Genomic DNA, 5,205 nt, shown 5'->3' with positions numbered 1-5,205 from the left:
CCCCCTTGGCGACAAAGTAGAGATAGTCGGTCGACTTGGGGTTGAGCGCTGCTTCGATGGAGGCCTTGCCCGGCATGGCGATGGGCGTGGGCGGCAGACCGTCGATCACATAAGTGTTGTAGGGATTCTTGTCGGTCAGATCGCTGCGACGAATGTTGCCATCGTAGCGATCCTTCACCCCGTAAATGACGGTGGGATCGGTTTGCAGCTTCATGCCCAGACGCAGACGATTGACAAACACCGAGGCGATCTGCGCCCGCTCGTCCGGCTGGCCGGTCTCTTTCTCGATGATGGAGGCCATGATCAACGCCTCGTATGGGGTCTTGTAAGGCAGGTTGGCCTGACGTTTCTCCCAGCTCTGCTGCAGGAAAGTCTCCATATCCTGATGGGCGCGACGCAGGATCGAGAGATCGCTGGCATGGGTGGTATAGGCATAGGTTTCCGGCAGGAACCAACCCTCCAGCTTGCCATTCTCGATGCCGAGCTCCTGCGCCAGGTCGGCTTCGGATTGCTCAACGGTCAACCGCTCAAGGTATGGGGCGCTGGAGAGTTGCTTTTGCCAATCCTCGAAACGGGAACCTTCGACGAAGGTGAGGCTGAAGTGAAACTCCTTGCCCGATGCGAACAGGGAAAGGGTCTCCTTGAGAGGGGCCCCTTCCTTGATTTCATAGGTGCCCGATTTGATGGCCACCAGTTCGGGATGGCTGCGCAGCCAGAGCCGCACCGCCCAGGGGCTGGTTTCCCCCTCACCCAGTTCGGCGATCAGGCGCGCCGCATGGGCGCCCTTCTCCACCGTAAAGAGCCGGGTCGGCCCCTTGTTGGTGAGCGTCTCTACCTGTTGCCATTTGTAATGTACATAGCCCCCGGCAGCGGCTACCGTCAGTGCCGCCCCCGCGAGCAGGGTGTAAAGCCGATTAAACTTCAATGACCAAACGCTCCTGTAAACGGCGACTCAATACCGCTGGGGGATAGTGGATATCCTCGATGCCATTGACCGGCACGACCCCCATCAGGGTATTGGTGAGCCACACCTCTTCAGCCTGCCATAGTGACTCCAGCGGAGCCTCTACCACACGCAACTCAATACTCATCTGTTTCAACATCGCCATCACCTGGCGGCGCATGATGCCATCGACACCACCGCGGGCGAGATCGGGCGTAAACACCGTCTTGCCCCGACGCCAAAACAGATTGGCACTGACCCCTTCAACGAGAAAACCACGACTGTTAAGCACTATCCCTTCGACTGCATTTCGGCTGACAAGTTCGCTTTTCAGCAATACCTGCTCCAGACGATTCAAGGTTTTAAGCCCGGCCAGCATAGGGGCATCACCGATCCGCTGGCGGCACACCACCATCTCGATCCCCTCCTGTTGCCACTGGCCATAGTGAGTGGGAAATGGCGCCAGAGTGACAATCCGGGTTGTGTGTTGACATCCGCTGCCGTCATAGCCCCGCCCCCCCTCGCCGCGGGTCAGGATCACCTTGGCCACGCATTGTGGCTGGTCGGCCACCATCTCTTCAACCTCCCGGGTCAAGAGATCCCAGTCCGGTTCAACCAATCCCAGCCGGTTGTTGGCCAGCTGCAACCGTGCCAGATGGGCAGGCCACTGCAACACGCGACCCTCCCTGACCGCCATGGTGGTGAAATGACCGTCACCATAGGCCAGCCCCCGATCATAGGCCGAGATGGTATCAAGCTTCATGCCATTGATAAGCAAAGGGATCCCTCCGATAAAAAAGGCCCGATACCGGCAGTATCGGGCCTGTGTCTTTGCCCTGCGGCAAATTATACGCGTTTGAAGATCAGTGAGCCATTGGTGCCGCCAAAACCAAACGAGTTGGAAAGGGCGTACTCGAAGCTGCCTGGCTTAGCCACATGGGGTACCAGATCCAGATCGCACTCTTCATCCGGGTTGTCCAGGTTGATGGTGGGCGGAGCCACCTGATCACGCAGGGCCAACACAGTGATGATCGCCTCGATGGCACCGGCGGCGCCAAGCAGGTGACCTGTCATGGACTTGGTAGAGCTCACCATCAGGGATTTGGCGTGCTCACCAAACACCGACTTCATGCCACGCAGCTCGGCCACATCACCCAGCGGGGTGGAGGTACCGTGCGCGTTGATATAACCAATCTGCTCGGGGGCAATGCCCGCATCCTTGATGGCATTTTTCATGGCGCGGGCGCCACCGTTGCCATCTGCAGGAGGCGCAGTCATGTGGTACGCGTCACCGCTCATGCCAAAACCGACCAGCTCGGCGTAGATCTTGGCGCCACGGGCCTTGGCGTGTTCGTACTCTTCCAGTACCAGTACACCGGCACCGTCACCCAGCACGAAACCGTCGCGATCTTTATCCCACGGACGGCTCGCTTTTTGCGGCTCGTCGTTACGGTTGGAGAGTGCCTTGGCGGCAGCAAAACCACCCATCCCCATCGCGGTGGAGGCTTTCTCGGCACCGCCAGCGACCATCACATCGGCATCACCGTAAGCGATCATCCGGCCAGCCATACCGATGGCATGGGTACCTGTGGTACAGGCGGTAGTCACGGCGATGTTCGGCCCTTGCAGACCTTTCATGATGGAAAGATGACCGGACACCATATTGATGATGGTGGACGGAACGAAGAAGGGACTGATCTTGCGCGGGCCGCCGTTGACCAAGCTTTCGTGGTTCTGTTCAATCAGACCCAGACCGCCGATACCGGAGCCAATCGCCACGCCGACACGTTCGGCATTCTCTTCATTGATGGTCAGGCCGGAATCATCCAGCGCCTGCATACCGGCCGCGATGCCGTATTGAATGAAGAGATCCATCTTGCGAGCGTCTTTACGGTTGATACCGTACTGCTCGGGATCGAAATCCTTGACCAGACCTGCGAAGCGGGTTGCAAACTCGCTGGCATCAAAGTGTTCGATAAGGGAAATGCCGCTCTGCCCGTTGAGCAGTGCTTGCCAGCTGGATTCGGCAGTGTTACCCACCGGGGAAAGCATCCCCAAGCCGGTCACCACGACTCTGCGTTTTGACACTGAGGTAGTCTCCGAGAGGTGTTTTGAAAAGGAACAAATACAAAAGAAGCGGCCCTTGGGCCGCTTCTTTCAGAACAGGAACTTATTCCTGATTAGCGGTGATGTAGTCGATAGCCGCTTGAACAGTGGTGATCTTCTCGGCTTCTTCATCAGGAATTTCGGTATCGAATTCTTCTTCCAGCGCCATTACCAGTTCAACGGTATCCAAAGAGTCAGCGCCCAGGTCGTCGACGAAGGAGGCAGCATTCTTAACGTCTTCCTCTTTAACACCCAGTTGTTCGATGATGATTTTCTTTACGCGTTCTTCGATGTTGCTCATGACCTGAATTTTCCTTTAAAAATACGCTATTTGCGTCTGGTTGGGGTAGTTTATTCAATTGACGTGAGTTTGCAAGTAGCTTGCCGCTGGTCAAACCACGAAATGTGCCAAACTTCGGCGTACTATCGCAAATTTGAACAGATCTCACGACAAATTGATTACACCATGTACATCCCGCCATTAACATGCAGGGTTTCGCCGGTGATATAGGCTGCTTCATCAGAAGCCAAGAATACCACAGCTGCGGCAATTTCTTTTGGATCACCCAAACGGGCGGCAGGCACCTGACTCATGATGCCAGCACGTTGATCGTCATTCAGGGCACGGGTCATGTCGGTTTCGATGAAACCGGGAGCAACCGCGTTCACTGTGATACCACGGGATGCCACTTCCCGCGCCAACGATTTGGTAAAACCAACCAGACCGGCCTTGGCGGCAGCATAGTTGACCTGACCGGCATTGCCCATGGTTCCCACCACGGAGCCAATGCTGATGATGCGACCGTGACGTTTCTTCATCATGGCACGCAACACCGGTTTGCTCAGACGATAAAGCGAAGTCAGATTGGTATCGATGATCTCGTTCCACTCGTCATCTTTCATCCGCATCAACAGGTTGTCTCGGGTGATCCCCGCGTTGTTGATCAGGATGTCGATGTCGCCAAAGCGCGCCTTGATGGCGGCGAAGACGGCTTCGATGGATTCCTGGCTGGTCACGTTCAGTGCCATGCCGCAACCATTCTCGCCCAGATAGGCGCTGATCGCCTCAGCACCGCTCTTGCTGGTCGCCGTACCGACCACTTTCGCGCCACGGGCCACGAATGTTTCGGCAATCGCACGGCCGATGCCACGACTGGCACCGGTCACCAACACAACCTTATCGGTAAAGCTCATCACTTGCTCCTGTTTACTTGATCTGGGCCAGCGCCTGCTCGAAAGAGGCGGCATCGTTGGCGTGAATACCTTCCACGCGCTTGTCGATGCGCTTGGCGAGCCCGGTCAACACTTTGCCCGGCCCCATCTCGATCTCGAGGGTAACTCCCTCGTTGGCCATCCGCTCGACAGTCTCGGTCCAACGAACCGGGCTGAACAGCTGACGTACCAGCGCTTGCTTGATGGCGGCCGGATCCTGTTCACAGGATACGTCGACATTATTGATGACCGCGATGGTTGGAACCTTGATCTCGATCCCGTCCAGCGCAGCTGCCAGTTTTTCTGCGGCAGGTTTCATCAGCGCGCAGTGAGACGGCACGGAGACCGGCAGCGGCAATGCACGCTTGGCGCCCGACTCTTTCATCAGCACGTTGGCACGTTCAACGGCCTCTTTGTGACCGGCGATAACCACCTGGCCCGGAGAGTTGAAGTTGACCGGAGAGACCACCTGCCCTTGCGCTGCTTTTTCGCAGTTGGCGGCGATGGATTCGTTGTCCAGACCGATGATGGCAGCCATGGCGCCGGTGCCTTCCGGTACCGCTTCCTGCATGGCCAGGCCACGCAGCTCGACCAGTTTGACCGCATCGGCAAAATCGAGTGCGCCGCTGCAAACCAGCGCGGAGTATTCACCCAGGCTGTGGCCCGCCATCAGAGAGGGCGTTGCCCCACCCTGCTGTTGCCACAGACGCCACAGGGCGACAGAGGCGGTCAGCAGCACCGGCTGGGTGCGCCAGGTTTTGTTCAGATCTTCAACCGGACCATCCATCACCAGGACAAACAGGTCATAACCCAGCACCTGGCTCGCCTCGGCGAAGGTCTCCTTGATCACGGCATGTTGCTCGGCCAGCTCGGCCAGCATGCCAACGGACTGGGAACCTTGTCCCGGGAAGGCAATGGCAAATTGGGTCATCATTGATTCCTTT

Annotated in this window: 6 protein-coding genes; all 6 read right to left on the bottom strand. The window is 57.3% G+C overall.

Annotation, left to right across the window (positions count from 1 at the left end):
• On the bottom strand, nucleotides 1-925 hold a 925-nt coding region (gene mltG, locus AACS18_RS22205), incomplete at its 3' end, for an endolytic transglycosylase MltG (RefSeq protein ID WP_181363356.1).
• Nucleotides 915-1,721: an aminodeoxychorismate lyase gene (gene pabC / locus AACS18_RS22200; RefSeq protein ID WP_108613347.1), complete on the bottom strand. Its 807-nt coding sequence runs from the start codon at nucleotides 1,719-1,721 to the stop codon at nucleotides 915-917. The genes mltG and pabC, both read right to left, overlap by 11 nt.
• A gap of 68 nt (nucleotides 1,722-1,789) precedes the next feature.
• A complete protein-coding gene (fabF, locus tag AACS18_RS22195) occupies nucleotides 1,790-3,031 on the bottom strand; it encodes a beta-ketoacyl-ACP synthase II (RefSeq protein WP_005333158.1) in 1,242 nt (413 codons plus the stop codon).
• An 82-nt stretch (nucleotides 3,032-3,113) separates the two neighbouring features.
• On the bottom strand, nucleotides 3,114-3,350 hold the full coding sequence (acpP, locus tag AACS18_RS22190; protein WP_005300909.1) for an acyl carrier protein: 237 nt from the start codon (nucleotides 3,348-3,350) through the stop codon (nucleotides 3,114-3,116).
• A 158-nt stretch (nucleotides 3,351-3,508) separates the two neighbouring features.
• The gene (fabG, locus tag AACS18_RS22185) at nucleotides 3,509-4,243 is read right to left on the bottom strand and encodes a 3-oxoacyl-ACP reductase FabG (RefSeq protein WP_108613346.1); all 735 of its coding nucleotides are present in this window, start codon (nucleotides 4,241-4,243) and stop codon (nucleotides 3,509-3,511) included.
• Nucleotides 4,244-4,256: 13 nt separating this feature from the next.
• Complete coding sequence (fabD, locus tag AACS18_RS22180) at nucleotides 4,257-5,192, bottom strand: ACP S-malonyltransferase (protein WP_108613348.1); 936 nt, start codon at nucleotides 5,190-5,192, stop codon at nucleotides 4,257-4,259.
• Between the last annotated feature and the right edge of the window lie 13 nt (nucleotides 5,193-5,205).

Origin of the sequence: Aeromonas sp. HMWF015, assembly GCF_963878965.1 — a bacterium.
Taxonomy (GTDB): Bacteria; Pseudomonadota; Gammaproteobacteria; order Enterobacterales; family Aeromonadaceae; genus Aeromonas; species Aeromonas veronii.
Note: the sequence above shows the minus strand (reverse complement) of the source record. Positions and strands in the feature narration are given on the sequence as shown.